Origin of the sequence: Pseudomonas sp. RW10S2 (assembly GCF_014268985.1) — a bacterium.
Lineage (GTDB): Bacteria > Pseudomonadota > Gammaproteobacteria > Pseudomonadales > Pseudomonadaceae > Aquipseudomonas > Aquipseudomonas wayambapalatensis.
Genome location: NZ_JABWRO010000225.1, coordinates 1 through 2,732 on the forward strand (window position 1 = coordinate 1; position 2,732 = coordinate 2,732).

Here is a 2,732-nt window from a genome sequence, read left to right on the forward strand (position 1 = left end):
GCGAAGAGGCCAGCACCCACACCGCAGATGCCTGATCATCTGCAACAAAAATGCACCCCACCCCTGCAGATTTACCAATTGTGTCAGGCAAATACGCATGGCAGGATCCGTTGATCCTCCAGCGTATTTCCAGACTTAACGTGGAAAATCAATAACAAAGCAGGGAGACCGCGATGACCGCGCACGCTCAACCAACGGCCACGGATCATGTTCTGGCCGACACCCGCAACCACATCGGCCACCTGACCCTCAACCGTCCCGCCGGCCTCAACGCCTTGACCCTCGACATGGTGCGCAGCCTGCAGCGCCACCTCGACGCCTGGGCGCAAGACCCACAAGTCAAGGCCGTGGTCCTGCGCGGCGAAGGCCCCAAGGGCTTCTGCGCAGGGGGCGACATCCGTTCGCTGCATGACAGCTTCAAGGCCGGCAGCGACCTGCATGAGCGCTTTTTCGTCGAGGAATACGCCCTTGACCTGTGCATCCATCATTACCGCAAACCGATCCTCGTGCTGATGGACGGCTTCACCCTCGGCGGCGGCATGGGCCTGGCCCAGGGCGCGGACCTGCGCATCGTCACCGAACGCAGCCGCCTGGGGATGCCCGAGGTCGGTATCGGCTACTTCCCCGATGTGGGTGGTAGCTACTTCCTGTCGCGCATCCCCGGCGAGCTGGGCATCTACCTGGGTGTCAGCGGCGCGCAGATCCAGGCCGCCGATGCCCTGTACTGTGGGCTGGCGGACTGGTACGTGGACAGCGCAAAACTGACCGCGTTGGACGAAGGGCTGGATCATCTGAACTTCGGCGACCAGCCACTCAAGGATCTGCAAGGTCTGCTCGCCAAACTTGGCTCCCAGACGCTGGACGACGCGCCGCTGGCCAAGCTGCGCCCGGCCATCGATCACTTCTTCGCCCTGCCCGACATGACCAGCATCATCGAGCAACTGCGCGCCGTGAGCATCGGCGACAGCCGCCCCTGGGCACTGGCCACCGCCGATCAGCTGGAAACCCGCTCGCCGCTGGCGATGGCGGTTACCCTGGAAATGTTGCGCCGCGGCCGCCAGCTGGGCCTGAAAGACTGCTTCGACATGGAGCTGCACCTGGACCGCCAGTGGTTCGCCCATGGCGACATCATCGAGGGCGTGCGTGCGTTGATCGTCGACAAGGACAAGCAGCCACGCTGGAACCCGCCGACACTCGCCGCGCTGTCGCGCAAGCGGGTCGATCAATTCTTCGAAGGCCTGTGAGCCCGGGAGTACACAGCATGCAAGACCTGGAACTGAGCGAAGAACAGATCATGATCCGCGACATGGCCCGGGACTTTGCCCGTGGCGAGATCGCGCCGCATGCCCAGGCCTGGGAGAGGGCTGGCTGGATCGACGATGACGTCGTCCGCGCCATGGGTGAGCTGGGCCTGCTGGGCATGGTCGTGCCCGACACCTTCGGTGGCAGCTACACCGACTACGTCGCCTATGCCCTGGCGGTAGAAGAGATCTCGGCTGGCGACGGCGCGACCGGTGCGATGATGAGCATCCACAACTCGGTCGGCTGCGGCCCGCTGCTGGCCTATGGCAGCACTGAGCAACAGCAGCAATGGCTGCCGCGCCTGGCCAGTGGCCAAGTGATTGGCTGCTTCTGCCTGACCGAGCCCCAGGCTGGCTCCGAAGCCCACAACCTGCGTACCCGCGCCGAGCTGGTCGATGGCCACTGGGTGATCAATGGCGCCAAGCAGTTCGTCAGCAACGCCCGCCGCGCAGGGCTGGCCATCGTCTTTGCCGTCACCGACCCGGAGCTGGGCAAGAAGGGCCTGTCGGCGTTTCTGGTAGAGACCGACAACCCAGGGTTCAAGGTCGATCGCAGCGAACACAAGATGGGCATCCGCGCCTCGGACACCTGTGCGGTCACCCTCGACGACTGCCGCATCCCCGCCGCCAATCTGCTGGGCGAGCGCGGCAAGGGCCTGGCCATCGCCCTGTCCAACCTCGAAGGCGGGCGCATCGGCATCGCCGCCCAGGCACTGGGCATCGCCCGCGCAGCCTTCGAAGCAGCGCTGACCTATTCGCGCGAGCGCATCCAGTTCGGCAAACCGATCAACGAGCACCAGAGCATCGCCAACCTGCTGGCCGACATGCAGGTGCAGGTCAATGCCGCACGCCTGCTGATCCTCCACGCCGCACGCCTGCGCACGGCCGGCAAGCCGTGCCTGTCGGAAGCCTCGCAGGCCAAGCTGTTCGCCTCGGAAATGGCCGAGCGGGTGTGCTCCATGGCCATCCAGGTGCATGGCGGCTATGGCTATCTTGAGGACTATCCGGTGGAGAAGTACTACCGCGATGCGCGCATTACCCAGATCTACGAGGGCTCAAGCGAGATTCAGCGGATGCTGATTGCGCGCGAGCTCAAGCATTATCCGCTGTGATCGCGCGGTCCCGGGGTCGCGTTGCTGCCCCGGATTATCATTGCGATAGCATTTATCCATTGAACACAGCGTTACAGGTGCAGTAAGCTCGATCTCATTCACTGGAGAGCAACATGTCGAAACACACCTGCAATCACGCCAACACCACCGGTCGCACCGCGCGCCCTGTGCTGGCCGTTGCCGGTCGTAACGTCGCCTGCTCCTATTTTGGGTATTGGTTTAGCCACTAGGCGCCGATACCCACACGGCGCCCACCTTCGAGGGGCCGCCGAACATGAGAATACTCAAACCCCCGGTCGGCTCCCCGACCGGGGGGTTT

The 2,732-nt window shown here is 63.9% G+C and carries 2 protein-coding genes; both read left to right on the top strand.

The genetic code is table 11. The features are described from left to right. Nucleotides 1-173: 173 nt before the first annotated feature. A complete protein-coding gene (locus HU729_RS25370; protein WP_186711907.1) occupies nucleotides 174-1,244 on the top strand; it encodes an enoyl-CoA hydratase/isomerase family protein in 1,071 nt (356 codons plus the stop codon). 17 nt (nucleotides 1,245-1,261) lie between these two features. Next, a complete protein-coding gene (locus HU729_RS25375; protein WP_186711908.1) occupies nucleotides 1,262-2,413 on the top strand; it encodes an acyl-CoA dehydrogenase family protein in 1,152 nt (383 codons plus the stop codon). The last annotated feature ends 319 nt before the right edge of the window (nucleotides 2,414-2,732 follow it).

Bases quoted from the DNA above. Each gene is read 5' to 3' on its own strand.
- HU729_RS25370 (WP_186711907.1), top strand. From the start codon at position 174: ATGACCGCGCACGCTCAACCAACGGCCACGGATCATGTTCTGGCCGAC.
- HU729_RS25375 (WP_186711908.1), top strand. From the start codon at position 1,262: ATGCAAGACCTGGAACTGAGCGAAGAACAGATCATGATCCGCGACATG.